The sequence below is a fragment of the Paenibacillus apis genome (assembly GCF_018333295.1).
GTDB classification, from domain to species: domain Bacteria; phylum Bacillota; class Bacilli; order Paenibacillales; family Paenibacillaceae; genus Fontibacillus; species Fontibacillus antibioticophila.
Genome location: NZ_BORS01000013.1, coordinates 38,957 through 64,990, shown reverse-complemented (window position 1 = coordinate 64,990; position 26,034 = coordinate 38,957). Strand labels below are relative to the sequence as shown.

Here is a 26,034-nt window from a genome sequence, read left to right as displayed (position 1 = left end):
CGCCCGATAGTGGAACCGCAGCTCCTTGTTACGGAGCGGGGCAAATAATTTTGGCCGCAAACAAAGCTTCAAATGTATTGGCCGCCCCTCCATGCTCCACAATTTTTCCGTTTAGTACCTTGTCAATATTGACTCCGGTAATACACAACTTCTTGCCAGAAGGTTTCATGCCGAGCCACTCGCCTTGATGTGTTCCTTCCATTATAAATTCAGAAATGACGTAATCACCGTCACAATATTGAGCCGTAATGAGCATTTTTAAATCAGGATAGGTCTGCCTTACTTCAATCATGTGTTGCTTCATGCCCTCTATCCCAACCGGAATGATTTTGTCCCCTGTTCTAATCACACACTGGTCTGATACATAATGAAGAACTTCATCCATCAAATGCTCAGATGTAATCGACTCATAAAAAAACCTTACTTTTTCCACATGGTTCATATTAGTTGCTCCTTTCACATTCATTTCCGCTGAGTAAGGACAGCTATACCAAAAGCGGCTATGCCCGCCCTCCGGTAATGAGTAACCCAATCTCATCATAGTGCCGAAGCCTGTAAATGCTTATTTTAGATAGTGCAGAAAAATCTCCGATTTTAAGCAGTTTTTCCCCCTCTCCCTTACAAACGCCTGAAATCCAATCGCACCAACTTTTTACCATTTGGCAAAAGCACTTCCGCTTGGGATACGTTGTGATAATGAATCTCTTCCATAGCCTGGATCAAAGATTTTGCGCTTATCTGGTGATGCACCCTGCCCAAATCGTTAAAGACACGACTATACGGAGAAGCTGACACAAATGCGTCTTCTGTATCCGTTTGAATAACACATGATACATAATGCGGTTTAACCTGGTTGATGACTTGTTGGAAACAGGCGCAGCCGATATATTCGATAAACAAGTTGGCTACAACCAGATTGGCATGAGGAAGCAGCGTATAATCTTCTGTTAAATCGAAGCAGAGCAGTTCCAACAGGCTACCCAGCTGAGGATAGCGGCTTACGCAGGCATCCAGATAATCGCTGTTAATGTCTACGCCAATGACATGATTAATGATCTCCGGATCGATATGCTCCAGGCCATTTCCGCCCGCAATCCCCAAAATCATGATGCTTTTGACAGGATACTGAGCAAACTGCTCCTTCATCATCGCGTTCAGGACTTGCAGCTGTCTAACAGAGTCTGATTTCATATGGTTTTCATAGTCCGTTAACTTTATTTTTTCCCACGGGTTTCCCGGTTCCGCTTCCCTGCGATGCCTCTCAATAAATGAAATGCTATTTCGCACGAGTAGATGTAACCCTTCTTCTTCAATCGGAAAATGCCCGGCGCCTTTTAGCATATGGAGCTCCTTTTCACTGCCAAGCTTGTCATAGAACACTCTGCTGAGCGATACATCCGTCCAGCGGTCCTGCTCAGGATGAAGCAGGATGAAAGGAGTGAAGAACTCCGCAGGCTCTATATCCAGCTCAGGGTGGAGCATGGTGTACAGGAAGGCCAGAGAAATGCTCGCCCCCGCAGACTTCTTGTCCGCCATCAGCAATCGGGCCAGGTCCTTATGATTGACAATGGCTTTCATATTGGCAACCCATTTCATAGGGATCTTCAAATCGGGCAGCCATTTGCGAATATAGGAGACAGCCGGCAGCGCCAGCTTGACCAGATAGGGATGGGCTGAAGTCTTCTCGGTAATTTCCCTTACACGCTGGTCTAAAATGCATGTGGCGAGAACCCCCCGTACAGCCGGGTTTTTACAAGCAACCTGATAAGCTAACATGCCGCCAGCGCTTAAGCCAAACAGAAATGTCGGCTTTCCTCTCTGGACATAATAACCGGTCATTTCTGAAGCATCCTTCACCCAGGTAGGATAGGTTACCGTACCGGAATATTCACTGCATCCATACAGGGGCAAGTCCGGACAAATGACTTCATATCCACACCTATATAACGGCACCGCCAAAAAAGAGAGCAGCCGTCCGTTTCCGCCTACCCCATGCAGTAAAATAATGGTCGCTTTTGCGTTTTGCGGCGAATATACATCCAGATGAATCCGGTTACCATCGCTGAGCGAAATATAGATTTCCTCCGGCATTGTAGTATGATCCGGCCGGTATGCAGGCGGTAATCGCTGCTGAACGGCTTCCCAAACGCTATAGTCCGTATACATAACTACCTCTCTCACTTATAAGCTTGCTTGCGTTTTGTATATAGCACAGTCAACAGCAACGAAATGAAAATAAGCAGATGAAGGACAATATGATATAAATCAGGAATATAACGCATTTCGGAATCAATCAGCTTGACGGAGCCTTCGAAATAACGAATTTTTCCCGCCCCGCCGCCCGTAACAGTATACCATTCATGAAAAATCAGCTGGGTAATCAGCCATAGCGTTAGCCAGATCATTAGGACGTATTTTCCGATATGCTCTTTCCATATGAACAAGGCCAGGGCCAATACGAACAGTACAAAAAAGATACCATCCTCTTTCCAGGAGCGGGTTACCAGATAACTGTTTTCGAAATACAGTCCGGTCATAATTAAAAAAAACCATGCAAGCAATAACAGATTTGCCCCCAGACAATAAAATCTTCTCATGATGCAGCCCCATTCCTTCCTTTACTAGTGCGTAAAATGATACCTACACGCATGCTAATTAGAAGAGTCAGAAATATTTAAATATTCATGCTTCAAGATACTCATCATTATACGATCGACATATTGACCATTTTTATAGACTTCGTCTCGTTGTATGCCATCCTTCTTGAAGCCCGACTTTTCATAACTCCGAATAGCACCAGGATTATCGGCATCTACCGTCAAATACACTTTATGAAGATTTAAACGCTCAAATGCAAATTTTAGAACAACACTTGTCGCTTCTGTAGCATATCCTTGTCCCCATACCCTTTTGTCTCCAATCCAAATACCAAATTCAGCATGCTTGGACCAAGGATGGATATTAAACAATTGAGTGTTGCCAGTCGGGATGCCATCTTCTTTCATAATAGTAAAATAGACAGCTGATAGATCTGTTTGTGCATACCTCAGTACACGTTCTTTGACTACACCCGGTGTTATCGGCATACCGCTTCCAGATGGTAACGTTCGGTTAACTGCAGGATCGGATAGCCATTCATATCGCTGTATCCAATCTTCTTCAACAACCGGCCTTATTGTTACTCGTTGTCCGTATAGCATATTTCCCTCTCCATTACAAATTAACAATCGATCCGGTTTTTATGGTCCAGTCCTGCTTGATAAGTTCAATGGCTCTTGGGCTGAGTATGCTTTCATCCGGCTCTGTGATTTCTCTGACATCGTCCTCAAACCATTCCATGGCTTGCAGGAGGTTATCTCTGACCATCACCAAATCTTCTGTACAGCCATATTTCATCAAATGCTTTTGTTTAGTTTCATCTATATAATGCAGCTTGCTGGCCGAGCCGCCCCAGGTGATTTGATCATATGCCGTCAACAGCAAAGAGCTATGCGTATCCATCAATATGCGCATGACCCCGTTTAACTTAAAAAAGTCTTGGCGCGCAAAATACTTGGCAGACATCTGCACATGAAACCAGTAAGTCGTAATCAGCCTCCGAATGTCATCTTTCCACAAATGCCCTTTGACTCCCAAATCCGCCAACGCTTGCACACTGCCATCCCGATCAAAGACGATATCCTTTGCTTGCAACTCGGTGTAATGAATCCGGCACATATAGTCGTCTATCTTTCCTTTGTTTAATAGGAACACATCATACTGAAACAAATGCTCCTTCTGTCGCAAAATATAGCCATAGTTTTTGATGGCCTGGCTGTTAAAATCCTCCGGCCAACAAAGAATGACTTCATCACACACGTCTTCAAGCATAACGGTGAGTTTTTCATCCACCGCCGTATAAGCGCCTTCTTTCACGAGAAAAACAATGTCGATATCGGAATGATCGTCCGTTGTCCCATGAGCGGCAGAGCCAAAATACCATGCTCCCAGCACACCTTGTTCAGCTTTCATGGCTGTTATGAATGCGTTATGTACAGATTGAAGTTCGTTTAACATCGCATATCCTCTCCATTTGCTCAGTCAATCTCCCAGCTTCATCTTACTCACTCTCCACAATGTTATCCTTTTCACAACTATCATTTCGCCTGTTCGGTCATCAGTTCCCATCGCATGCCGAACTTGTCAATGAGGGATACGAAGCAACTGCTGTATGAAGTACTTTGCATAGGATGAATGAGGGTGCAACCATCCGACAATTTTGAGAACGCGCATTCAACCTCGGTCGCCGAGTTAAAAGTAACGACTACGGACATCGTATGTTTAAGCGAATGAGCATCCTCATCTGACGAATCATTGAGCATAAGCCGCTGGCTACCGATGTACATTTCACAATGGTAGACTAAATCCTCATCACCACTTTGAACCGTCCAGTCACTTGGATTCGCATCAGATTCACACAGGATCACTTTGACTTGAGCATTGAATGCTTCCTTGTATAGTTGAATTGCCTGTTTACATTGACCCTTAAAATGAAGATTGGGTGTAATTTTCAACAACTCGGGTACCCTCCTTAACTCAGCAAACAATTATCTCAACCGGGATATACATTTCAGTCAAATACTCGTTTTGAGGCTGTTCTTCATCGTTCAAATAATGATAATAAATGCCGCTTTTTGCCACAAAACCATGTTCAGGTATCCATTTCATCAGTGAGCGATGTGCGATGTTACATCCCCTCTCGGCTCAACAGAAGGGCAATCTCATAGCTTACTTCCAATCAAGCGTTTCAAGCTCAACGTTATGAAAACACACAATGGGGCCGCTACTGGGCACAGTCTTCTGTTCTTCAATGAGCGTAAGAATATCTTTACTCGCATTTGCCATGAAGTCAGAATATTCTCTCATGAAATGAATGGTTTTGCGAATAGACAACATATTCCTTTCAGGTCTTCGCTTTTAGGTGATTTGGGATGCTCTGGACATATTCATTCTCCTTCTCTATATTTATTAGAGGCTTCACCCGTAGTGCAAGCAGCTTCATAATATCTACAACCGTATTCAAATTTTGCACATCTAGCATAAGCCACTTTGCGCCCTGGCCAACTCTGGTTTCCCTAAAAACTTTCTGAACATATTCCGACAAAAAAGGAATAAGAAGCTCAGCGTTGGACATTTCTTTTCTTCCAATGACTACAAGAACAATAAAGTAACCTTCCATGGGATAAAGCGTACATAAGGTTTTGCCATTTTTTCTGTATCTGACATTCCAACCGGGTTGCATCGAGCAATTACTGTAATTGTATGTTGGCTCAATCCTGTAGATCTGATAAAGATGATGATTTAGCGTTCTCTACAAACTGCTTCGGACAAAATCCGCAACTTGCTGCTGGTTTGGCTTATTATTCGCACCGTATGTGCAACTCCATTCCATCACCGTTCATCTCCATTCCAGTGCCTCTTGGCTTGCTTTAAATGAACAACAGATAGAGACAATACTATTGCAGCCACCGAAGATGCCAGCGTTGCCGGCAAATGGTCGCCTACTGGCCAATACATCGACAATGTATTGACAAGCGCATGATACATGATACAGAGCCAGACGCTTTTGCTCGCTTGAAATATAGCAGCCAAAGCAAAGGATTGGCCGAAAATAAATAAGGCAAACAGCAAAAAAGACATCTCACTTTGACCGGAGCCCGGAATAAAAAACATGGGTAAATGCCAGGTCCACCAGATGCAAGCTGTAACGATAGTTGCCGAAAAAAATGAAAACCGCTTCTCTAGAGTAGGCTGTACCAAATACCTCCACCCAACCTCCTCCATTCCGCCATCCAAAATCATGAGGGGAAAAATGGGGAGCCAGACAAACCAGCCTATATCACGATTTGTCCCGTTCCCAATCATAGCTGGAATATATAGCGCCACCAGAAAAATTAAAGCCAACACATACAGTTTCGGCTTTGCCTTTAAGGAAAACGTAAGCTTTATGAAATCCTTCATAGTATGGATAGTCTTGTTTTGCTTCAGGATGATGTATGAAAAAAGGGTAGGCGCCCATGTTCCGCAAATATATAGAAGTGTACCGACAGGAGTATTGAAGCCGAATAAACCGAAGCGGTCTGCTGCAATGATTAGGCCCCATGCTGAATATGTAAAAAGAAAAGTACAAATTACAAAACCAACTAATCTGCGTTTATCAAGTACCATTTCTCATCTCCTTGGCCAGTTTGCGCTTCAACCTCCGCTAACCCCAGTATTGCTGTTTTCACGCTCCTCACCCACTTACTTTCCAAACTTCGACTTTTCATAATTAAACGGTATACTCGTCCCGACCACGACATCCTCAATTCTATCGATCATAAGCCAATCGTCCATGTTCCCTTGATGGTCAAAGGCAAGCGGCGGCTCTATGTTCTGCACCTCTTCAAATTCAACGAGACATAAACACTTCTTATGCCAACGCTCCTTTTGCTTTTCGGATAAGTTCAGTTTGCCCTGATTATCGTTCAGCGTTTTTACAATTTCGTCTTCTGTCAGCTTCACATAGTTTTGAACGGATTTAACGATGGCGGAGGCAGAAATTAACGCCGAACCCTTCTCCATAAAATAAAGAGCCTCGCCCTCAAACACCCGGCTATGCGGTATTTTGCGCCCGGCAGCTCCTCTCACAACCATCGTTTTGGTTCCCGCTAAAATTCGATCTAAAACCCGCTCTCCCTTTTTGCCTGTATGATCGCAATAGACTAAATGTACCATGTTTCCTTTCACCGCTTTCTCGTTTTAATCGCATTCGCGAATACATAAATTGCTCAGCCCCATTCTGCCGTCCCCCTTGGGTTCTGACTTCGATCTGTTTCAATACCTATGTCTTTATTACGAATTCCTATACTGCGATATACCAGTATACACCGTATTTGTCGACTACATCAGCGCAACAAGAGCTCCATGGAAGGGGACCCAATGGTAGCAGCACCGTTCCATCCTTCTTCAACATCTCATATACCCTTTTCACTTCATCTTCACTATCAAAATTGATCCCGTAGCTCATGGTGGGGCGTGACGCTTTTAAGGAGGACGCGAGCATCACATCAACAAAGGCGTCATTATGTGATTCACTGACAGCAAATATTTCTTGTCCGTCTCTAAGTAATGCCGCATGCATAAATGTACCATCCGGAAACTTCTCATGATAACCCAAGGTCAATCCGAAGGCTTCTGTGTAAAACGCTACAGCTTCAACCGTATTTTTAATATATAAGGTTGCTCCCAGCTTCATCTTATTCACTCTCCATAATGTTATACTTTTCACAAACATTATCTCTAAAATGCATTCCAAAAAAACAAAAAGATAAACACACAGCCCCAGGCATTCCCGGTGAATTTTTTTGCAATCAGCATGCCATAAACAATGAAAAATATCGTCAACATTTCAATAATACCTTCAGCAGTTACACCGATTGCACCATGAATAAGGATGCAGAGAACAGCGCAAGCAATAGCTCCCCGATTAAGCCATCGATTCTTACTGGGATATCGCCGGTTGATTTTATCGCTGATCACCACGTAATTGAAACCTTCAAAGAACCCCCAGGCAATAGCAGTTATCAGCATCCCGATAACATTTATCGGAAAACCGCTTGATAACACCTCCCGGGTCGTCCAAACAGATTGAAAGGGTAAATAGCTTGTTATTTGCCCCGTCGATAGCATGAAAATCATATAAGGAACAAAGCATAGGGAACACAAAATAACAGAACTTACCGCCCCTTTTCTGTTCAAACCATAAGTAAGCAGATTCTCCTTTCTGATCATGGACACCATGACAATTCCTAATCCCGCCAGACCAAATTGAAAGGCAGCACTCCAAAGGACACGCAGAAGGATATTAATACTGCTATCCTTTACAAACGCAATAAATTGATTTTGAAATACCATGTATATCCCAAGCACCACAAAAGAAATCAAGGCAATAGCCCATAAATCTACGTCTGTTTTTCGCTGTTCCAACGATAAATCCTTCTTGGGTTTATTGCTCATCATAAGAAAACACCATATTCGCTTTCACGGAATATGTTAATTGGACGAATTTCAAGCAGCCTCTTGAACGTAATCTGAGGATTTTTTATTAAAAACTGTTGAACCATTCTGTATCCGATCGCATACCCGGCACACCACGGTATGCCCGAATGATGATCGCCAAACATATATTTGCCATAATCAACGTCTTGTTCCAGCACTATCTTTGAATAATGATTTTTCCAAAGAGACTGTTCCAAGTCATACGACATGTCAAACAGCCATTTAGGTTTTAAGTGGGGATAGACAGACAAGGCAAAGCTGTCAGCTTCTCCGTCAATCAGCAAAGAATTAACAAATTGGTTTTCCAACTGGCCTCCGTAAATCGCATACCAGTAATTTCCCCAAACGGTGTGATGATACTCGTGCGCAAAAACATACGGTATCCACTGAAGAAAGCTATCAGCCAATGGATTGATATTTATCAGCATATGTCCAAAGGTTGAGCTGCCTATGATGCCGTTTTGAAATTTGTTCACAGTAGAATTATCATCAGACAAAGGATATAGAGCTACACATATAGGATCGTCATCATAATTGGGTAATAAATCCGCAACCTTCTGAAATTCGTCTTTCAGCTTGGCAAGATCGATAGGGTTCAGTAAATCAATCTGCTTTTTCAGTGTTGCAATATCTGTAATTGGCTTTGGTTTCCTGTCAGATAAATCGTGCGGCGCATATTGGCATAGCGTTGCCCAATAAGGGTCGATTGCATATTTGCTCCACAGTGCCTCCACCGTATCTACCCTGTTTTCAACGTCTGTGATGTAAGCATCGAGGTATTTGTATACAGGTATAATTTCTATATTCATGTCTCTCTCCTTTATATATAGGCTATACCTCATGGCTTTTATCATTTAGGGTTCAACTCGATATATTTCTTACCTAATAAGGTTGTCGCCCAGTCATATGAGTCCGCCGTTTCATACTTCCGATACACATGTTCTTGCGCAACGATCATTAACAAATAAAGATCGTACCAAAGAATTCTTCGGTTCTCCTCCTCTGTCAGCTGCCCAATTCCGTAGCCTCTCAAAAAGTCAGGCGATTGAGCATAGGATCTGAATCCAACCTCCATCAGCGGATCGCCCCACAGGCATCGCTCCCAATCAATGATCCCCGTAAGCCTCCCATCCTCAATAAAAATATTGCCATCCCATATATCCCAATGAACTAAACGAGGCGTTACAACCTCAAGAAATAGGTTTTTATCTTTATCCAGTAAATCCAGCAGCTCGCGCGATGAGATTTTAAGATCAATGCTTTCCTTTTCTGCATCCATCATGACGGCTTTCAACATTTCACAAAACACTTCATACCAGTTTTCGCCTTGAAATTTCTTTAGGCCAGGATAACCGAAGTAAGCGTTTGTAATTTGGTTAATTTCTTTAGTCAGCGAACCCACCAGAGAATAAACATCGTTTACCTCCTGTGGGGTCAATCTTGATTTCCGGGTAGACAAGCTTTCTCCTTTTAACTTTTCCATGAAAAAATAGGGCGCACTACACCATTGACATGAAGGATCATAAAATTCGACCCTCGGTACGGGGACATGGGTCTTCTGTGCAACTAATCGCATTGAACGCACTTCGGACTCCATGATATTCTGTTCGTAGGTCATGACCGTGACTTTAGGGTGAGGCGCTATCTTGAGAATACTTGCTGTCCCATCATCGAAAGAAACCTCGTAGGCGATATTAAAATATCCTTCCGTCAGTTCACGAAAATTTTCGAGTTTTCTCTCAGGGAAAGCCTGCTGAATCAATTTTGTGAGTGTCGATTCACTTTGGATGTTTTTAGTTAAATACGCCATTTCTCCCACCCTTTGTCCATGTTGTTATCTATTCCATTTTCACCTGGCCTAGCTCCAGTATAATTTCAAAGCATAGAAAAACATATTTACCCACTTTAGATCTTACCTATCTTCAGTTTACTTTTTCATACTTAGAGTTTGATTTATAACGTTTGAGAGGGGCAATCGACTTGAATCATTCCTTTAATAAAGTGCTTCAACTGTCAGATCAGGAAGAAAAAAAGCGGATTGACCGTTCACTCGATGAATTAATGGAAGATGAGTATCAATTAAATGACAATATGAGAAAGCTTATTGAGGGTCAACAATATGTATTTCCTTCGTTGAACCAAGATCATGCTACACCTGATATGTTGATCCGGACGCAAGATACAATCAGCGCTAAGAAGCATCATTTTTCAACGACGCCTTATTTTCATCGGCACGACTTTATCGAAATGGTCTACGTATATAAAGGTCTTTGTTATCAATATATTGAATCACAAGATCAGCTCATGATTCTGAATGAAGGAGAATTATTTATTCTTAACCAGAATGTGCTGCACGCATTGTATCAGCCAAATCCAGAAGACATCATCATCAAGATGATTATTCCCCCTAGGTACTTAGGGTTTGAATTTGGCGAACGCCAGGAGTTTCAGGACTCCATTCTTGATTTTTTAACCAAGTCAGTGATGAAAAGGAGTTTATCCTATCACTATTTGCATTTTCGTACGGCGTCAAATCCGTTAATCAGGACTTTTGTTGAAAGATTGGTTACTGAATACTATCAAAAGCCAAATTATTTTGAAGATGCCATGTGCTGCTATTTGAAGCTGTTATTTATTGAACTTAGCAGAAGTAATTCCATTCTAAACAGTGTGCATTTTGATATAAAAACGAAACGATTACAACATGATCAACTGCTGAATTATGTAAGAGAAAATATGCAAACCATTACTCTGGACCAATTGGCTAATGAATTTTCATATAATAAGTGTTACCTTAGCCGATTAATTTCCGAGGAATTTGGAGAAAGCTTTCAGAAAATAGTAAGAGAGATACGAATGGAAGAAGTCGAGACATTAATCCGATATACGAATCTATCCATTGAACAAATTGCTGATCGGGTAGGGTATAAGAACGCCGTTATCATCTATAAAATGATCCGCGAAAAATATAATATGACTCCAAGCGAATTTCGAAAGAATCGATAATATTTGCCCACGAATTTGTTTAAAATGGAACGAATGGTGGATAATGAATCGATTTCGATATTGATAGCATGAATATTCTGAATAAGGATTTGGTTTATGCGCGTACAAGCTTCTGCATCGTATACCCGGTATGAGTATCCTTGTACTCGTTGACTTTGAATCAGACCCAGTTGTTCGTAATAGCGCAACATGCGGGTAGAAATACCAAATGATCTTGTAACCTCTGTTATCGTCTTTAAATTGCTCACGCCTGATCTCCTTTCTTACACAGATCATAAAGTGCGACACGACGTCAATGTCAAGGTTCTCCTGTGCTTCTTGTCGTACATCACAACGGTTACAATTGAAACAAGAACAATCGCAGCATTTGCGGCAATGGTTCCCGCCCAAGTCATAGTCGTCGTACCGAAGATGGGGGATGCCGCATTGAACATGGTGTGGAATAATACGCACATAAACACACGGCCTTTTCCTGATATTGTGTAGATTGCCCCGTAAAAAAACCGAAACGCCATAAGTTGAACGGCAAACATCCAAAAGTTAATGAGTCCCTCTCCGTGATTCGTCCCCGGAATGAAGAAAAGAGGGATGTGCCATGCAGTCCAAATAATCCCGGTAATAACAGAAGATAAAACAAAGCCGTATTTTTTGCTGAGTTTAGGCTGCAATATGTACATCCAACCAGCTTCCTCCAAGCCGCCGATTATAAGATTACCTGGCAGTGAAAGAAAAAGCGTATAGAATGGAAGCGCCATTTCCGTACGGCCTGAAACCACAATATGTATTAGGAAGTATAAAACAAGGCCCATAATAACGAATAAATAGGGAAACAGGTTGTTTTTAACGTAGAAAACCGTTTTCAACCATTCCATAAAATCCGCTACTTGTTTGTTTTTCCTCAGAACGATATACGAAGCAATAGCAGGCGACAAAATATAGATTGCAAAAGGAATATTCATCATGAATTGCTGGAATGTGTGAACCCAATTATGTACCGTATATCCGAATGGCCCAAGAGCAATCAAAGCACCTGACACAAGGTACGCTATGAAAAATGTCAGCATAGTAAATTGTACTGCGATCTTTTTGTCCGTCATGATTTCTTCATCCCACCTTTTATTGAACTATATATTAATTTTAGCGTATGGACGCTTTGACTTTTATCACTTGGTTGAGGAAGGTGTCAGGACTTAATCATATGTAGTAAAGCACCTGCCGCATTGGTCAGGTGCTTCTAACGATTATGACTTCCGCACCGGTCTGATATACTTAAAAAACCGCTCCGGATCATGATACATGTAAATGATTCTGCCGGGGGAAGCATCCAGACAGTAACCGGTGCCTGCAAAATCAAAAGTTGCCATCGCTTGTTCCAGCTTCTCCTCCACACTGCGATTTTCCTGCTCATAATCAAACGGCCCATGTTCAAAGACAAGATAATCGGATTCGGGAATATCAGTCAAAAGCATTTGTGGGGGGATTTCGCCTTGATAATCCAAAGGAAGTCGCACACCATAGCACTCTGTACGTGGAATCCCCCAACCGCAAAGTCTGCCGCCCGGGTCAATGATGTACGCCATAATCTGACCGCTGCCGCTGTTCGTTTCGCTCCCGCCATCGTCATCCAATTTGCCCTTGATACTATCGAGCAAGCCGCTTATGGTTTCGCAGTCCTGACCGGGAATAAGACTTTGCTTTTGCCAAAAATCCCAATACCCATTACTCTCATCATTTTTGATATGCAAAAATTTGTGCGCGGGAATGGTTACAAAATAAACGTTAACCCCGTCTGTCGATTTGATCATACCAATCTCTCCCAATCCGAAAAAGTAGCGGTCGAAAGGGGTGATTTTTGTACGAAGGGCAACAGGCATAGGCTGTTTTCGGTATTCACTTGGAGTTACACCAAAGGTTCCCTTAAAAGCTCGGGTAAAAGCTTCATGTGATGAAAAACCATATTCAAACGCAATATCCAACAGGCTTTTGTCCCTATCCCGAACCTCCTTTAGTGCAAAGGCCAGTTTTCTGTTCCGCAGATAATCCCTAAATTGCATACCCGATATTTCCTTAAATTTTCTCGTCATATGAAATTCGGAATAGCCTAACTTGCGGGATAGAAACCGGAGCGATATCGCTTCACCGTTACGATGTTGAATACACTCGTCAATTTCATCAACGATGATTTGGATTTGCTTGTGCCACTCGTACATTCGTCTGTTCACCTCGTTTCAACGACTCTACAGCCATTATAGAGTGATGGAAATTTCATTGTTTGATTTTACTTGCTGAAAAGCGAGGATATAGTTTCTTTCTTTCGTAACTCGCCCAATATAAATCTCAGTTGACATATTTGTTACAGCAATTTAAATGCTTGTAGTATAAAAATGCATCGCTATACTGAATGTAACGGCGCCGTAAATAAATCGAATAGGAGATTCATTTATGGGAAATTTCATGGTAAGGCCAATCGGCAGAATACGTTCGGATGAGCACGGAATGCGCATTGAGTTGGAAAGAGAGTTCATTCCGGCTCTAACTAACCTGGATGGGTTCAGTTATATTAACGTCCTTTGGTGGTTTCATCAAAACGACACTGAGGAGTCTCGTTCAAAGCTTGTAGAGAACGGCCCTTACAAGAATTCTCCGGATAAATTGGGCACTTTTGCAACACGTTCTCCGGAACGTCCAAATCCAATCGCTCTTACTTGTGCCTGCATTACTTATCTGGATTTTGATAACGGAATTATAGGTCTAGCTTATATGGATGCCGAAGACGGGACTCCGGTAATTGATATCAAGCCCTATACGCCAAGTTTGGACCGAGTAGAGCATCCTATTGTACCGGACTGGTGTGCTAACTGGCCCAAGAGTATTGAAGCATCCGGAGACTATGATTGGGGCACGGTCTTCAACGTTTAAGTAATATTGAGAGCTATATAAGTTGAACTCTTGAATTTTACGTTTTGAGGGCAACGTGTGAAGTGTGCTTACGATCGCTGTTGTTCGCGGATTTCTCGAATTGAACTAAGATATTATAAGGTAGAGATCCACTCACAAAGGCGAACACTTACGCTTCTCAGCACACTTCACTCTTATGCCCTTCTTCGTAGTTTATATAGTTCAACTTATATATCGCTTGTTTATATTAACAAGATGGTGTAAGTTTTGGAACACCCTCAATAGCAAAATAAATTCCTGGATATAGTTCCAAGGCACAACGATTCGAAGCAGAGTATTGCTGTCTGCCCCCATCGCCGAATCATTTGGGGACCTAATCGAACTGCGCTTCCTTCACTTCGAATCGAAACCAATGAAACGGCCCCGTTCGCAGGTTCCAGCTAACCTCGCCCTGCGAAGGAATGAGCATATCCTGAAACCTTTTGTAGGTTCCCATACGAACCTCCCACTCCTCCAAAGTGCAGGTCCCTCGATCTTCTTTAAATCGTTGCGCCACAAAACGAACGGGCTCACCCGTTTTTTGAAAATAAAAGGTGCCTGACGCGTTGATGTCTCCATAGGAGATGTTGGCTCGCGCCATATCGTCATCAATCGCTTCCCAAGTAATATACGGCGACAAAGCCTCTGTCGGATACCAGACCATTTCAGCCAGATATCGTACAAGCGATCCCTGATTAATCTCGCGGCCATGTGCATGCCCCACCTTAAACACGCCCATAAGCTTGATGAGCATATCGGCTTGACCATTCAGGTACAAGTCTCTGCCATAAATCGCAACCCCCGGAGTCGCCCGAATTCTCGCCCTCCAGATGAAAGAAGGCCAGTCAAGCAAGGAGTACTGCTTTGCGCTGAACGGCATCCACCTTCCCTCTGGCTTCGTGCGCAGCATTCCTTCCTGCCTAATCATCACCGATCGAATCGGCTTCTCCATGTCCAATGAATGAGTAAGGCGCAACCACCTCAACACCGGCGGGGGCAACTGCTGCAACCTTTCTTCATTGATTTGGATAACGGGCTCATGGGAGCATGCTTGCAGGAGGAGAGCTGTTTCCTTTTTTGCGCTTCGCCGAAAAGTGAAATTTTTAACAATCAAAGCTATGAGTAATCCTGATCCAATCGTGATAATAACGACTACGACTAAGTTCTGAAGCCAATGCATGCGCCGCCTCCTCTATGATCCATCAGTGAAATTAATTCATACGCGCTTCCAACTTTACGATGTTCGATACTAATTGATCAATAAGGGCTGTGAAGTGCCGGAGATCATCATCCGTGAAGCACTCGAACAAATCGTGTAAAAAGGCCAACTCCCGATCTTCTCTCCCCGCAAAATGCTCCTGACATTTCGCAGTAAGGCTGATTCGTTTGATACGGCGATCGGAGTTATCGATGGAAATTTGAACAAAGCCCTTCTTATCAAGACTCCGGACCATTTGCATGACGTTCTGATGAGAAACGCCGAGTACGCCGGCAATTTCTTTCACAGAGAGTATGTGCGGCTGACTTTTGTACATAATGGCAATCAACAACCACTGCTTCACCGTTACTTCGGGATCCAGCCGATCCCCCAGTACCTGCAGTCGATTTGCGATAATGAATAGCGAGGCGAAAATATTCCCTTTATGCTCATCCACAGTCATCCCCTGCCTCTCCCGAATCAATAGGTAATATATTATATATCTAGCATGAGGATATTTCTCCTGTCAAGGAGATAAGTTTTCTGTTTGTCATGAATCTGTCTGTGAAGAAGCGATTGCTTCAAGTCGAACAAAACGACTGCTCGCCGAAGTAACTTCGGAAAGCAGCCGTTTATGTTTATCACATTCAGTAAATATTCAAATTCAGATTTCTCAGCATTGAATGATTATAACAGCTTGGGCAGGATCGCCCTGACTTGCAGCTACCTCTACCTGCTTCACACACTCCTGACCATTCGGTACAATTACAGGCGTAATCACAGGATAACCCGCTTGCTCAATCAGGGCGATGTCGAACTCCAGCAGCAGTTGTCCCCGGGTTATAACATCCCCCGTTTTGACATGTGCCGTAAACCCCTCACCCTTCAGAGATACGGTATTCATTCCGACATGGATCAGGATTTGCGCGCCAGAAGCGTGCTCCAGCATAATCGCATGCTTGCTTTTCTCCATCAAGTGAACAACCTTGCCATCAAACGGAGCGATGACTTTGCCCTCCGCGGGCTGAATGGCGATGCCTTCCCCCATCATTTTAGCGGCAAAAGCTTCATCAGGCACTTGCTCCAAGTCTACCAACGTTCCGGGTACTGGAGACGGAATTTCGACCACTACCGGAACGGCTTGTTTCTTCTTCCAACCAAACACAGCTGCTCCCCCCTACACTGATTTCTACAGATTTTTAGCGATGAAGTAACCTTCTCGGGTGGCATCCATCACATTTCTTGGCTTGTTAGCGTCGCCGATGACAAAGGTGTCCGGAACGATGCCATAGAACGAATCGATGAGCGCTGGAGTGGTTCTCATCCCCGTGGAGAGAATCACGGTATCCGCCGAAATTTGCTTCCGCTCGCCAGCTTCCTCATAAATAACCCCATCTGCGCTAATCTCTACAATTTTCACATTTAACTTGGTGCGCAGCGTTTCTTGCTTGTCCATCGCCTGCCGTAATCCAACACGATAGAGGATGTTCCCGTTCTTGGCCAGCAGATCTCCCGCTTCCATGATAGTAACCTGCTTCCCGTGCCGCGCCAGCTCGATGCCTAACTCGCAGCCCGTGGATCCGCCGCCAACCAGCACGACCTCATTCCCGACTTCATCCATACGGGTGTAGACGTCCAACGCCCCCATCACATGGCTTTGCTCCACGCCTTTGATCGGAGGTGTAAACGGAACCGCACCCGTAGCCACAATAATGGCATCCGGGGACAACTGCTTAATCTGCTCAGGCGTTGCTTCTACGCCCAGCTTCACCGTAACTCCTGATTTGCCGATCTGGGTAATTAAATAATTCATATAATTGTACAAATCAATCTTTAGCTCTTCATATGCCGAGTAACGCAAGGCCCCACCGAGTGATTCGTGCTTCTCCAGCAAAGTAACTTCATGGCCCCGCTCATCAGCAACCAAAGCAGCCTTCATCCCCGCCGGGCCGCCCCCAACGATAACAACCTTTTTACTTTGCTTCGCCTTTGGCAACTCTAAAGGAACCATATCATAGCGGGTATAACGCGGGTTGACCGAGCAGCCGACATTTTTGCGCTCCGTGGAAATATGGTAGCAGTATTGGCAGCGCAGGCAAGGGACGATATCTTCATCCCGGCCTTCCTTAGCCTTCTGCGGCCAGAAGGGGTCGGCAATCAATGGGCGCCCCAGGGCAACAAAGTCCGCCTTGCCTTCCGCAATAATCGATTCGGCTTCCGCCGGACTCATGATCGCACCCACCACAGATACGGGAATCTTAACGTTGCGCTTGACCTCGGCAGCCCACTCAACGTTAGGCATGTGCTCCTTAAAGATCGTTGGAGCCATATGCACATTGCCCTCATAGTTGATATCCAGCCCCGCCGAAATATGCACCATATCCAGCTTGTCTTCAACGATTTTGATAAACTCCAGCACGTCTTCGAACTCAATGGAGCCGTCCACGATTTCGGAGGCGCTGATTCTCATGTCCACGATAAAATCATGACCAACTGCTTCGCGCACCCGATCAATAATCATTTTCGGGAATTTAATCCGGTTCTCAAAGGAACCTCCGTATTCGTCCGTCCGCTTATTAAACAGCGGTGACAGGAATTCGGCAGGGAGCCAGCCATGGGCAAAATGCAGCATAACCAGATCAAACCCAGTCTCCTTGGCCCGCTTGGCAGTCTCAGCCCAGTCGTTCGCGACCTCGTCCATCATTTGCTCGTCCATCGCTTTGACGATGGTGCCGTCTGCCCGAACAAGATCAACAGGACCAATGGCATAATCGTCTACACGGGCATATTGACCCGAATGAATCAGTTCCAGCGAGGCCTTTGCTCCCGCCTGATGGGCGACAATTACGCGATTTCTCGTTGCTTCAATTTGATATTTATCGAAGGCATAGGGTTCGTCCGGCCGGGAATAGCTTGCTCTCTTACGGCTGACGTTAACACTGCCCGTAATAATGACCCCGGCTCCGCCAATCGCTTTATCATGATAAGGTCCTGCAGGCGTGGCGATAATCCGGTTATTGAATACTGTATTTTTTATGCGGATCGGCTTGAATAGATTTGGAAATTTCATCCTTATCACTCCCCTGTCTGCTCTTCTTGAGGTTCATCCAACATCGCGCCGTTTGATGCAATCACTTTTTTATACCAGTAAAATGATTTCTTCCGCTCCCGGTTCAGCGTGCCCTTGCCTTGATCGTCACGATCCACGTAAATCAGGCCGTAGCGCTTCTTCATTTCTCCGGTCGAGGCGCTGACCAAATCGATACAACCCCAGACGGTGTAGCCCATGACATCTACTCCATCCAACACAACCGCGTCTATCATGTGAGCAATATGCTTGCTCAAATAATCGATTCGATAATCATCTTGGACCATTTCGCCTTCGCGCTTCTCATCGACTGCCCCCAGGCCGTTCTCAACAACAAAAATCGGCAACTGATAACGATCATACAAATAATTCAAAGCGATTCGCAGCCCCAAGCCATCGATCTGCCAATCCCAAGCACTCTTCTCCAGATACGGATTGGCAATACCGTCCAGCATGTTGCCCTTAACCCGAATTTTCCGCTCGGGGTTGGCACTGGTAACCAGGGACATATAATAGCTGATGCCTATATAATCAACGGTCCCTTGCAATAAGTCTTGTTTGTCCTGTGGTGTAATATCCAGCGAGATCTGACGCCGTTCCAGAAATTTAATTGCTTTCGGGGAGTAGTACCCCCGGACTTGGATATCGGAAAAATAATAATGGAGGTCCATGTTATGCATGTTTTCCAGGTTGTCTTCCGGGGAGCAAGTCTCCGCATAGGATAACGGATACAGCATCATCATGCCGATCTTGAAGTCAGGATTAATCTCGCGGCCCAACTGGACAGCCCTTGCGCTGGCAACCATCTGATAATGTGCCGCTTGATACATCAACTGCTCGGGGTGCTCCGCCTGCTCGATGCGAATCCCCGCAGCAATGACGGGATTTAAGGTAATTACATTAATCTCGTTAAAGGTCATCCAGTATTTCACCTTCGTACGATATCTCCGGAACAGCACCTCGCACAAGCGAACATAAAAATCGATCATGTTGCGGTCTGTCCAGGAGCCATATTTCTCGACCAAATAAAGCGGGGTTTCATAATGAGAAATCGTAACGACCGGCTCAATACCATATTTCAAGCATTCATCAAACAAGCGGTCATAGAAGGCCAGTCCTTCCTCGTTCGGCTCCATCTCATCCCCTTGCGGGAAGATTCTCGTCCAATGAATGCTGGTCCGGAAGCACTTGAAGCCCATTTCGGCAAACAAGGCAATATCCTCCGGATAACGATGATAAAAATCAATCGCTTCGTGATTTGGGTAATACACGTCTTGCAGGATGCCGTCCGTATATACTCTCTTCTGCCCGTGCTTACCGGCAGTAGCGATATCTGCGGTGCTAATCCCTTTGCCTCCTTCATTCCATGCTCCTTCGGATTGGTTAGCCGATATGGCCCCTCCCCATAAGAAATCATCAGGCAACTTCTCAGTTGACATACGGTTCCTCTCCTTACTCTCTACTTTTCACCGAGCTTCTTTCTATAATTTCCGAATGGAAAATAGCGCTCTGCTGCAGCTTCTGGACCAGTTCGGCCTTGGCTTTATTCCCCTCCATCATAGCGATTAAGGATTTGGCCACTCTACGCATAATTTGCTGCTGATGCAGGTCCACCGTCGTAATCGGCGGGGTGACCATTCTGGAGATCGGATAGTTGTTGTAGCCTACGATGGATACATCATCAGGCACAGAGATCCCTCTCTCCAGCAGCTTCTGCAAGCCTCCTACAGCCAGATCATCCGTAGCGTAAAATATTCCGTCAACCCGCCCGGATGCAATGTGTTCCACCATGCTCTCCGTAATACCGTAGCCGTGGTCATAATCGCTGCCGCGCGCTTCAAATACAAGCTCCTTATCCAGCTCGAATTGATATTTCTTCAACGTTCTCAAGTACCCTTTATACCGATAATTCGAGCCAATGGATGTCCTGCTTCCCCTCACGAAAGCAATCTTGCGATGTCCCTTAGCAATGAGATACTCGGTGATATCCTCCCCGACACGCTTATAATCAAGGGGGACGTTGATCACATGTTCATTTGTAATCAGCTTGGCTGCCCGGCCCAGCACAAACACCGGCATATTCTTATTAGCATAAAGATTAATAAATTCCTCAGAGATAAATTTGGACATACAGATTACCGCGTCCGCCCGATTCTCGGAAATAAACCGCTCAGCCGTTCCTTTATGCTTGTCATTGGCCGTAATAATGACCAAGTCGATATGCTTCGCAATCAACTCCTGCTGGATGACCTGCAAGGAGTCGGTAAAATAGGAACGGGTCGGGTTATCCGTAATCAGCAGCACGATATTGGTCTTCTGCCGCTGCAAATCAATCGCCGAGCCGTTCTTAATATAGTTAAGTTGCTTGGCAGCTTCTCTTACTTTGATCTTGGTCTTCTCGCCAATTTCCGGACTGTCGTTCAAAGCCATGGAGACCGCCGAAACTGAAATATCGAGCAATTTTGCAATATCCTTAATCGTTGCCATCTTGTCTCACACCTCACGCCTATTGTTCCGTTTTTCTTTATATTATAGAGTACGCTCAAGGGATTTGCAGTTTCGGTTGCTCTATGGCTTCTGCTTGGCTAAAAGCGCGGTGAGCAAATGGGAGCCTACGACTTCTGCTTCTTGAATTGAATGTTCTGCTTGCTTAATAGAATCGTAGCAAAGAATGAGACGGCCAAGGTTGCGCCCACCGCGATGAAATAAGTCGTTGCCGTTGGCGAAGACAGGAAGGCTGGCAGGCCGAACAGACCGGTGAACGCAAAGTTCGTAATATAGGACTTGGTCACACCGCAGACGATACCGCCAACTAAACCGCCCAGTGTGAGCGAGATGAAATATTTCTTGTTCTTCATGACAACCCCGTACAACCCCGGTTCAGTCACACCCGACAAGAAGTTGACGAAGGCGGAGGAGCTGGCAATCGTTTTCTCTTCCTTGCTCTTGGAGATCACCATGACAGCGAGGCATACTCCAAGCAACGCGTAGTTCCCCAATCCGCCTGAAGCCAGGCTGTATTCCATGCCGTGTTCAGCCAGATAAGACAGTTGTAGAGGCAGCACAACCCAGTGAATCCCCAGCATGATGACGTAAATGAACAGAGCGCCAAATATGGCGTTAAAAATAATAACGTTGGAGTTCAGGAAGAACTCGTACCCATCAGCTACCAGATTCGCCAGCAATCCGCCGACAGGGCCAAATACCATCAAGGTCAAGGGAACCATAATCAGCATGGACAAAAGCGGCACAAAGATGAATTGCAGCATCTTGGGCAGAAATCTTCTCAGCAGCTTATCCAGATGGGAGTAGGCCCAGATAGCCAAAATAATCGGAATAACCGTACTGGAAAAGTTCATCGCCGTAAACTGAATGCCCAGGAAATCGATTACGTTCCCCGTCGTTGTGATGCCTGTGATGTTCGGCTCCATCAGTGCCGCACCAATGGCTGCGCCAATGTAGGGGTTGGCCCCAAACTTCTGAGACGCTGTGAAGGCAAGTAAAATCGGGAAGAAATAGATCAAAGCATTCCCTGCGCCAGCCAATATCAAATAGGTGTTGCTGGTAGCCGGAAGAATACCCGATTGAGCCAAAATATCAATAAGCCCTTTAATAATCCCCGATGTCGCCAAAATAGGAATATACGGCGTAAAAATCGCAGAAATCGTTGCAAGCAGCTTATCGAACCAGGACTTCTTGCTACCATTGGCATCAGTAGCAGGGCTTGCCGAGCTCGCCGCCGCGGCTCCTTCCACCACTGTGCCACTCTCCAATTGCTGCATAATTTCAGCGTGCATCTCATTTACTGTAGGGCCGATGATGACCATCGTTTGCCCTTGCGCATCCATCACTCCAAGCACCTTAGGCAGAGTTTTAAGTGCCTCGCGGTCCGCCTTGGAGCTATCATGCAGTTCAAAGCGCAGTCTTGTCGCGCAATGAACCAGGCTAGAAATATTTTGGCTCCCTCCCACGAATTTAATGATGCTTGTTGCCGTCTCTTTGTTACTCATTTGCGTCACCCCAGTAACTTTATCATGTACTAAAATCCCTTTACTGAAACGTTACAGTAGAAGTCCAAAAAAATATTTCGAACAAACTGAAACGTTTCAGTAATGCTCAAAAAAATAAATCCCTGCAGGTATGTGCCTAGTATAAGTGACAAAATTCGACTTGTCAATAAACCGTTTTCAAAAAAAATGAGCGTGATGATCATCTTATCAACGAGAATATTTCTTTGCTTCGTCTGCAAGAAGCGGATAGACTATTCAGAGTTAAAAAGCGTTGCCTGCATAGGAGCAGACAACGCTTTTGACTTACAATTTAAAGCGGTCGATTTGAGTGTGGACATCCGTCGCCATACGCGACAATCCCTCAGAAGCTGAAGAGATTTCCTCCATGGATGCGAGTTGCTCCTCCGTCGCCGCGGTAACCCCTTGAAAGCTTTCAAGGCTCTTGGACGAAGTAGTAGCGATATGCTCAACCGATCGGGCGACTTCATCCGCACTAGCCGACATTTGTTCGGTAATTGCGGACACCTCATGGATTTGCTCGGAAATTTTCTGCGTGGAACGCTCGATATCCCGGAAAGCGATTTGTGCGGCATCGGTGACGGAGATTCCCCGCTCTACGTTCACGTTCACTTCCTGGTCCATCACTTCGTAGGCCCTGCCTGTCAGTTCGGTCATTTGACCGATGCGCTGCTGAATCATTTCTGCCGTTGACCGTGATTGCTCTGCCAGCTTCCGGACCTCGCCGGCAACAACCGCAAAGCCACGCCCCTCTTCTCCGGCTCGGGCCGCCTCAATCGCCGCATTAAGCGATAACAGATTAGTTTGCACAGCAATATCAGAGATGGCGCTGCTCATGTTGGCTACCTCATTACTTAGTTCGTTCATCTGTCGCATCAGTTCAGCCGAGGTTTGCGTCGAACGGCGAATTTCTTCCATCTGTGCACTAACCTCGGTCACTTTCTCGCTGCCTTGCTGTACATCCGCCACCGTCTGTGACGACGACTCGACAATTGTGCCCGAAGCCTCGGCAATTCTATGAATGCCCTTCGACATGTCTTCCATCGTTCGAGCGCTCTCGGCCGAAACGGCCGCTTGACTCTCTGCGTTGTCGGCCGCCTCCTGAACGAGCTCTACGACGTATTCGACCGCTTTGGAGTTTTGCGCCGTTCCGGCGGTCAGCTCTTCGCTTGACGCAGCTAACTGGCCGGCTGTTTCGGACATTTCCTTAACCATCGTACGCAATGAAAACAGCATACCGTTATAGTTCGCGGCCAACTGGCCGATCTCATCTTTTCGATTTACCGCTACATCCTCAACATTCAAATAGCCTTCACTTACACGTTGAGCGGAACGATTCAATTGCTCGATCGGACGCGTAATGCTCCGAATCACGAAGAATAGCAATACTCCAGCGATTGTCAAAGCGACGCCCAGAACGATCAGGGCTGTCCATAAAATCGGCATGGAGGCGTCGCTAAATTCTTGGACGTTCAGGACGCCGATGACTTTAAAGCCCGTCAGCGCGTTAGTAGTAAAAAAGCTGCTCTGCTGATCGCCATTCGTTGGATTCACATACTCTTGGAAGCCCGATTCTTCGTTCTGAACTCGAATAAGCGAGTCACCCATTGCCTCTTCACCAACAGCACGGCTCGGATGGGATACAAACTTGCTATTCCGGTCAATGATATAAATATAGCCCTGCTGACCCAGCTTGATGCTTTTTACGGATTCATTCAGCTTCGCCAAATCCAGAGAAACGGTGAGTGCTCCCGAGCCATCTTTCAGCGCACGGCTGATATACAAATTAAAATTCCCGGTCGAAGCCGAAACGAACGGATCAATGATGACTGTCTCTTCTGGGCTTTCCATCGCGGTCTTGTACCAATCCCGCTCTCTCGGATCGTAATCGGTCTCATCCGAGCTAGGAGCCTTCATCCACGCTCCGTTATTATTTCCTAAAGTCAATGTTTCCAATTCTGGATGCTTCTCGATGTGCAAAGCAATCAATTTTTGCACTTCTGGTGAACGGGTATCAATTTGCGCAGATTCAATCTGGTCTGCCAACTCCTCTACATTGCGTATCTCCGCCTCCACCATATTAGTCACCAATCCATTCACCAATTCCACATTAGACTTGGTACTCTCCTCCATCTTTGCGTGAAGCTGTCCGCTTGCGCTGGTAAAGCTGAAATAAGTGATAAGTACGCAAGGAACTATCAGCATAACTGCAAAAATCAGGAGCATCCGATTCCGCAGTGTACGAACTTCCAACACACGCTTTAAACTTTCTAACAAAATTCATTCTCCTCTCCCTCAGGGGGTTAATAATTTGCCGGTGAAAATACAGTCACTTTATTCTTGATGAAAGATGTTCTTTTAAGTCCAGTCGATGTACGCACACCGAGATCAAAAAATGCGCAAGGCATATTCTAACTATTTCTTCGACAAATTACGACGATTTCTTTACATCTTATCGAAAATATTCTGTAACTCGATTGTAAGTACTTTTCAATTTTCATTTTAGGCCGTGTGCTGTTCAATCTGTTCAGGATCGAGATCCAGCGCTGCAAAGATACGGGGAAGATACTTGCTCCCTGTCCTCTCTCCATGCAGAATATAATTTAAATACACTTTAGTCGTACCTACCTCTTCTGCCAACTGCACCTGTGTTTTCCCTTGATCCAGCAATCTTTTTCTGATGATTACTCCAAGCGGAGTAAGTTTCCTTTTTTTCAAGATTATGTACACCCTCTTCCACAACTTCCCGTACTCAGGCACGCACTCACTGAACACGCTTGTATGGACGTCTCCTTTCCGAGGAAAAATGACTTCTGTCAGCAAAATGCATCAAAATTCGCCATCGGCATAATCGATCAGGCTCTTCAAGACACTCAAAGATGGGCAACACTAATAGCAGTTACGCTGTAAGCGAACTGTGATGTCTGTTATAATGCATAAATGATTAATAAGTTGATCTTTGTTTATTTTACAGATTAAAATCAGTAACGTCAACTATATATACTGATTTTAATCTGTAAAATACAATAAAATGTCCCTTTTTAACTAACTATCTTCTTGGAGGTCTGGGGTATGGACGGGATCGGTGAGAGAATTCGTTGCTTAAGAGAGGCCAGAGAGCTTTCAATGAACGAGTTGGAGGATTTGCTGGGGGCATCGAGAGGGAGCGTGAACAAATGGGAAAAAGGCAGTATTCCAGGAGGAAGGTATCTGGTTTTGCTATCTGATTTCTTTTCGGTTTCTACTGACTGGATTCTGAGGGGCGAGGAATACCTGCCGAAGGCGGCCAAAGGGATGCCGGCAGGCGCCTCAACAGAAGATTTGAAACTGTTTGATAAGTTTCTTCTACTCACGGAAAGGCAAAAAGGAAGGATTGAAGGGCATATCGATGAAATGTTAGAAGGAATGGCTGAGAGAAGTACCGGTAGAATATCATCGAGCTCTCATAACGGAAATCAAAGTAAAGAATGCACTCCAAAACCGGGTCATATTGATTTTTGATGTCTTTATGATTAACTAATTAATCTTATAACAGATCCTGAACCAAGGGCATATTCGGAGCATCCCCATCACAGCTGGCCCGGTCCATGTTTTCTTTATGATTCATGCCTATTGCGGCACTCGGCCCGCCAGCGCCGCAATAGGCATGCCTCCAATGAGCAAACCATTCTTCGTGCATACTTAAAATCCGTTTTCAC

General features: G+C 44.9%; 30 protein-coding genes and 1 pseudogene. 3 read left to right on the top strand and 28 right to left on the bottom strand.

Features of this window, described 5'->3' with window-relative positions; translation table 11 throughout:
• Positions 1-28: 28 nt before the first annotated feature.
• The 15 genes and pseudogenes from KI362_RS18270 to KI362_RS18205 all read right to left on the bottom strand — a co-directional run bounded on the left by KI362_RS18270 (position 29) and on the right by KI362_RS18205 (position 9,889).
• Positions 29-442 (bottom strand): ester cyclase, encoded by a 414-nt coding sequence (locus tag KI362_RS18270; protein WP_301629272.1) that lies wholly within the window; start codon positions 440-442, stop codon positions 29-31.
• Positions 443-500: 58 nt separating this feature from the next.
• A complete protein-coding gene (locus KI362_RS25580) occupies positions 501-659 on the bottom strand; it encodes a MerR family DNA-binding transcriptional regulator (protein ID WP_374705677.1) in 159 nt (52 codons plus the stop codon).
• Positions 619-2,181, bottom strand: a complete 1,563-nt coding sequence (locus KI362_RS18265) for an alpha/beta fold hydrolase (RefSeq protein ID WP_301629270.1) — start codon at positions 2,179-2,181, stop codon at positions 619-621. The genes KI362_RS25580 and KI362_RS18265 overlap by 41 nt, the downstream gene beginning before the upstream one ends.
• Positions 2,178-2,597, bottom strand: a complete 420-nt coding sequence (locus KI362_RS18260) for a hypothetical protein (protein WP_301629268.1) — start codon at positions 2,595-2,597, stop codon at positions 2,178-2,180. Before KI362_RS18260 ends, KI362_RS18265 begins: the two co-directional genes overlap by 4 nt.
• Before the next feature lie 54 nt (positions 2,598-2,651).
• The gene (locus KI362_RS18255) at positions 2,652-3,200 is read right to left on the bottom strand and encodes a GNAT family N-acetyltransferase (protein WP_301629266.1); all 549 of its coding nucleotides are present in this window, start codon (positions 3,198-3,200) and stop codon (positions 2,652-2,654) included.
• Positions 3,201-3,213: 13 nt separating this feature from the next.
• Positions 3,214-4,056, bottom strand: a complete 843-nt coding sequence (locus tag KI362_RS18250) for a nucleotidyltransferase domain-containing protein (RefSeq protein ID WP_301629264.1) — start codon at positions 4,054-4,056, stop codon at positions 3,214-3,216.
• An 80-nt stretch (positions 4,057-4,136) separates the two neighbouring features.
• A complete protein-coding gene (locus KI362_RS18245; protein ID WP_301629262.1) occupies positions 4,137-4,556 on the bottom strand; it encodes a VOC family protein in 420 nt (139 codons plus the stop codon).
• Positions 4,557-4,575: 19 nt separating this feature from the next.
• Positions 4,576-4,707 (bottom strand): GyrI-like domain-containing protein, encoded by a 132-nt coding sequence (locus KI362_RS18240; RefSeq protein WP_301629260.1) that lies wholly within the window; start codon positions 4,705-4,707, stop codon positions 4,576-4,578.
• 235 nt (positions 4,708-4,942) lie between these two features.
• Positions 4,943-5,335, bottom strand: a pseudogene (locus KI362_RS18235) (DUF3788 domain-containing protein); the annotation flags it as partial.
• 95 nt (positions 5,336-5,430) lie between these two features.
• Positions 5,431-6,207, bottom strand: coding sequence for a CPBP family intramembrane glutamic endopeptidase (locus tag KI362_RS18230; protein WP_301629259.1), 777 nt, complete (start codon positions 6,205-6,207; stop codon positions 5,431-5,433).
• A gap of 75 nt (positions 6,208-6,282) precedes the next feature.
• Positions 6,283-6,756 (bottom strand): hypothetical protein, encoded by a 474-nt coding sequence (locus KI362_RS18225; RefSeq protein ID WP_301629257.1) that lies wholly within the window; start codon positions 6,754-6,756, stop codon positions 6,283-6,285.
• Between the two features lie 127 nt (positions 6,757-6,883).
• Positions 6,884-7,276, bottom strand: a complete 393-nt coding sequence (locus tag KI362_RS18220) for a VOC family protein (protein WP_301629255.1) — start codon at positions 7,274-7,276, stop codon at positions 6,884-6,886.
• A 44-nt stretch (positions 7,277-7,320) separates the two neighbouring features.
• Complete coding sequence (locus KI362_RS18215; RefSeq protein WP_301629254.1) at positions 7,321-8,007, bottom strand: hypothetical protein; 687 nt, start codon at positions 8,005-8,007, stop codon at positions 7,321-7,323.
• 29 nt (positions 8,008-8,036) lie between these two features.
• Complete coding sequence (locus KI362_RS18210; RefSeq protein ID WP_301629252.1) at positions 8,037-8,888, bottom strand: DUF2268 domain-containing putative Zn-dependent protease; 852 nt, start codon at positions 8,886-8,888, stop codon at positions 8,037-8,039.
• Between the two features lie 41 nt (positions 8,889-8,929).
• Positions 8,930-9,889 carry a phosphotransferase family protein gene (locus KI362_RS18205; protein ID WP_301629401.1) on the bottom strand — a complete coding sequence of 320 codons (960 nt, stop codon included), beginning with the start codon at positions 9,887-9,889 and terminating at the stop codon, positions 8,930-8,932.
• A gap of 170 nt (positions 9,890-10,059) precedes the next feature.
• Here KI362_RS18205 and KI362_RS18200 point away from each other — a divergent pair, with 170 nt between their 5' ends.
• Positions 10,060-11,085 carry a helix-turn-helix transcriptional regulator gene (locus tag KI362_RS18200; protein ID WP_301629250.1) on the top strand — a complete coding sequence of 342 codons (1,026 nt, stop codon included), beginning with the start codon at positions 10,060-10,062 and terminating at the stop codon, positions 11,083-11,085.
• On the opposite strand, the gene KI362_RS18195 is transcribed toward KI362_RS18200, so the two are convergent.
• From KI362_RS18195 to KI362_RS18185, 3 genes are all read right to left on the bottom strand, one after another.
• Entirely contained in the window at positions 11,025-11,333 is a 309-nt protein-coding gene (locus tag KI362_RS18195) for a MerR family transcriptional regulator (protein ID WP_301629247.1), read from the bottom strand. The two genes, KI362_RS18200 and KI362_RS18195, sit on opposite strands and share 61 nt — an antisense overlap.
• A gap of 24 nt (positions 11,334-11,357) precedes the next feature.
• Positions 11,358-12,182, bottom strand: coding sequence for a CPBP family intramembrane glutamic endopeptidase (locus KI362_RS18190; RefSeq protein WP_301629245.1), 825 nt, complete (start codon positions 12,180-12,182; stop codon positions 11,358-11,360).
• A gap of 144 nt (positions 12,183-12,326) precedes the next feature.
• Entirely contained in the window at positions 12,327-13,295 is a 969-nt protein-coding gene (locus tag KI362_RS18185; RefSeq protein WP_301629244.1) for a helix-turn-helix transcriptional regulator, read from the bottom strand.
• A 232-nt stretch (positions 13,296-13,527) separates the two neighbouring features.
• Here KI362_RS18185 and KI362_RS18180 point away from each other — a divergent pair, with 232 nt between their 5' ends.
• Positions 13,528-14,004 carry an SAM-dependent methyltransferase gene (locus KI362_RS18180; RefSeq protein ID WP_301629242.1) on the top strand — a complete coding sequence of 159 codons (477 nt, stop codon included), beginning with the start codon at positions 13,528-13,530 and terminating at the stop codon, positions 14,002-14,004.
• 352 nt (positions 14,005-14,356) lie between these two features.
• Here KI362_RS18180 and KI362_RS18175 read toward each other — a convergent pair whose 3' ends face one another.
• From KI362_RS18175 to KI362_RS18135, 9 genes are all read right to left on the bottom strand, one after another.
• A complete protein-coding gene (locus tag KI362_RS18175; protein ID WP_306432849.1) occupies positions 14,357-15,202 on the bottom strand; it encodes a DUF6544 family protein in 846 nt (281 codons plus the stop codon).
• 31 nt (positions 15,203-15,233) lie between these two features.
• Complete coding sequence (locus KI362_RS18170) at positions 15,234-15,683, bottom strand: MarR family winged helix-turn-helix transcriptional regulator (RefSeq protein ID WP_301629238.1); 450 nt, start codon at positions 15,681-15,683, stop codon at positions 15,234-15,236.
• Between the two features lie 210 nt (positions 15,684-15,893).
• Positions 15,894-16,385 (bottom strand): PTS sugar transporter subunit IIA, encoded by a 492-nt coding sequence (locus tag KI362_RS18165; protein ID WP_301629237.1) that lies wholly within the window; start codon positions 16,383-16,385, stop codon positions 15,894-15,896.
• A gap of 24 nt (positions 16,386-16,409) precedes the next feature.
• Positions 16,410-18,290: an oxidoreductase gene (locus KI362_RS18160; RefSeq protein ID WP_301629235.1), complete on the bottom strand. Its 1,881-nt coding sequence runs from the start codon at positions 18,288-18,290 to the stop codon at positions 16,410-16,412.
• A 5-nt stretch (positions 18,291-18,295) separates the two neighbouring features.
• Positions 18,296-19,747, bottom strand: coding sequence for a 6-phospho-beta-glucosidase (locus KI362_RS18155; RefSeq protein WP_212940609.1), 1,452 nt, complete (start codon positions 19,745-19,747; stop codon positions 18,296-18,298).
• Between the two features lie 13 nt (positions 19,748-19,760).
• Entirely contained in the window at positions 19,761-20,795 is a 1,035-nt protein-coding gene (locus KI362_RS18150) for a LacI family DNA-binding transcriptional regulator (RefSeq protein ID WP_212940611.1), read from the bottom strand.
• 125 nt (positions 20,796-20,920) lie between these two features.
• On the bottom strand, positions 20,921-22,318 hold the full coding sequence (locus tag KI362_RS18145; RefSeq protein ID WP_301629230.1) for a PTS transporter subunit EIIC: 1,398 nt from the start codon (positions 22,316-22,318) through the stop codon (positions 20,921-20,923).
• Between the two features lie 303 nt (positions 22,319-22,621).
• Positions 22,622-24,613: a methyl-accepting chemotaxis protein gene (locus tag KI362_RS18140; RefSeq protein WP_306432848.1), complete on the bottom strand. Its 1,992-nt coding sequence runs from the start codon at positions 24,611-24,613 to the stop codon at positions 22,622-22,624.
• A 225-nt stretch (positions 24,614-24,838) separates the two neighbouring features.
• Positions 24,839-25,054, bottom strand: a complete 216-nt coding sequence (locus tag KI362_RS18135; RefSeq protein ID WP_044482019.1) for a helix-turn-helix domain-containing protein — start codon at positions 25,052-25,054, stop codon at positions 24,839-24,841.
• Between the two features lie 354 nt (positions 25,055-25,408).
• Between KI362_RS18135 and KI362_RS18130 the strand changes: the two genes are divergently transcribed.
• Positions 25,409-25,837, top strand: coding sequence for a helix-turn-helix domain-containing protein (locus KI362_RS18130; RefSeq protein WP_301629227.1), 429 nt, complete (start codon positions 25,409-25,411; stop codon positions 25,835-25,837).
• Between the two features lie 25 nt (positions 25,838-25,862).
• Here KI362_RS18130 and KI362_RS18125 read toward each other — a convergent pair whose 3' ends face one another.
• Positions 25,863-26,015, bottom strand: a complete 153-nt coding sequence (locus KI362_RS18125) for a hypothetical protein (protein ID WP_301629225.1) — start codon at positions 26,013-26,015, stop codon at positions 25,863-25,865.
• Positions 26,016-26,034: the final 19 nt, after the last annotated feature.

Coding starts and splice junctions, on each gene's coding strand:
- KI362_RS18270 (WP_301629272.1), bottom strand. CDS start 442: ATGAACCATGTGGAAAAAGTAAGGTTTTTTTATGAGTCGATTACATCT.
- KI362_RS25580 (WP_374705677.1), bottom strand. CDS start 659: ATGGTAAAAAGTTGGTGCGATTGGATTTCAGGCGTTTGTAAGGGAGAG.
- KI362_RS18260 (WP_301629268.1), bottom strand. CDS start 2,597: ATGAGAAGATTTTATTGTCTGGGGGCAAATCTGTTATTGCTTGCATGG.
- KI362_RS18255 (WP_301629266.1), bottom strand. CDS start 3,200: ATGCTATACGGACAACGAGTAACAATAAGGCCGGTTGTTGAAGAAGAT.
- KI362_RS18250 (WP_301629264.1), bottom strand. CDS start 4,056: ATGTTAAACGAACTTCAATCTGTACATAACGCATTCATAACAGCCATG.
- KI362_RS18240 (WP_301629260.1), bottom strand. CDS start 4,707: ATGAAATGGATACCTGAACATGGTTTTGTGGCAAAAAGCGGCATTTAT.
- KI362_RS18230 (WP_301629259.1), bottom strand. CDS start 6,207: ATGGTACTTGATAAACGCAGATTAGTTGGTTTTGTAATTTGTACTTTT.
- KI362_RS18225 (WP_301629257.1), bottom strand. CDS start 6,756: ATGGTACATTTAGTCTATTGCGATCATACAGGCAAAAAGGGAGAGCGG.
- KI362_RS18220 (WP_301629255.1), bottom strand. CDS start 7,276: ATGAAGCTGGGAGCAACCTTATATATTAAAAATACGGTTGAAGCTGTA.
- KI362_RS18210 (WP_301629252.1), bottom strand. CDS start 8,888: ATGAATATAGAAATTATACCTGTATACAAATACCTCGATGCTTACATC.
- KI362_RS18205 (WP_301629401.1), bottom strand. CDS start 9,889: ATGGCGTATTTAACTAAAAACATCCAAAGTGAATCGACACTCACAAAA.
- KI362_RS18190 (WP_301629245.1), bottom strand. CDS start 12,182: ATGACGGACAAAAAGATCGCAGTACAATTTACTATGCTGACATTTTTC.
- KI362_RS18185 (WP_301629244.1), bottom strand. CDS start 13,295: ATGTACGAGTGGCACAAGCAAATCCAAATCATCGTTGATGAAATTGAC.
- KI362_RS18180 (WP_301629242.1), top strand. CDS start 13,528: ATGGGAAATTTCATGGTAAGGCCAATCGGCAGAATACGTTCGGATGAG.
- KI362_RS18175 (WP_306432849.1), bottom strand. CDS start 15,202: ATGCATTGGCTTCAGAACTTAGTCGTAGTCGTTATTATCACGATTGGA.
- KI362_RS18170 (WP_301629238.1), bottom strand. CDS start 15,683: ATGACTGTGGATGAGCATAAAGGGAATATTTTCGCCTCGCTATTCATT.
- KI362_RS18160 (WP_301629235.1), bottom strand. CDS start 18,290: ATGAAATTTCCAAATCTATTCAAGCCGATCCGCATAAAAAATACAGTA.
- KI362_RS18155 (WP_212940609.1), bottom strand. CDS start 19,747: ATGTCAACTGAGAAGTTGCCTGATGATTTCTTATGGGGAGGGGCCATA.
- KI362_RS18150 (WP_212940611.1), bottom strand. CDS start 20,795: ATGGCAACGATTAAGGATATTGCAAAATTGCTCGATATTTCAGTTTCG.
- KI362_RS18145 (WP_301629230.1), bottom strand. CDS start 22,318: ATGAGTAACAAAGAGACGGCAACAAGCATCATTAAATTCGTGGGAGGG.
- KI362_RS18130 (WP_301629227.1), top strand. CDS start 25,409: ATGGACGGGATCGGTGAGAGAATTCGTTGCTTAAGAGAGGCCAGAGAG.
- KI362_RS18125 (WP_301629225.1), bottom strand. CDS start 26,015: ATGCACGAAGAATGGTTTGCTCATTGGAGGCATGCCTATTGCGGCGCT.